The organism is Rossellomorea aquimaris (assembly GCF_001877785.1).
Lineage (GTDB): Bacteria > Bacillota > Bacilli > Bacillales > Bacillaceae_B > Rossellomorea > Rossellomorea aquimaris_A.
The window spans coordinates 1-421 of record NZ_MINN01000014.1 but is presented as its reverse complement, the minus strand read 5'-3'; the positions used below and the strand labels follow the sequence as shown (position 1 = coordinate 421).

The window sequence follows — 421 nt, the reverse complement described above, 5'->3', positions numbered from 1 at the left end:
GGAACGGCCCAGCTGTCGGGTCACCTTTTAGGAAGCGGTTGATTTCCCCGCGAACTACTTCGCCGTTGGCATCGGTGAACGTCCCGAAATCGAACCATACGACTGTGTTAATCACATGATGCAAACCGGTCGGTAATAACAGACGGTTTAAGAATCCATAAGAACCGACCCCAAACATGCCGGCGTTTAAAATCCAAGCACCCGCTGCATCGATCCCGTCTTGCACCGGCGGCCATAAATAAAAAAAAAAAAAACAACAGACAAAAACCAAAATATAACACAAAAACAAAAAAAACAACACACAAAGAAGACACGCAAACTAATAACACACAGATATCACAAGAACACCAAGAATCTAACTGATCACATGAAATAAAGCAATACCCAACAGATACAAAGAGCAATATGTAATACAACAATA

General features: G+C 42.0%; 1 pseudogene. It reads right to left on the bottom strand.

Annotated elements, in window-relative coordinates:
- Window positions 1-241 (bottom strand): annotated as a pseudogene (locus tag BHE18_RS00635) (PTS transporter subunit EIIC); the annotation flags it as partial.
- Window positions 242-421 lie beyond the last annotated feature (180 nt).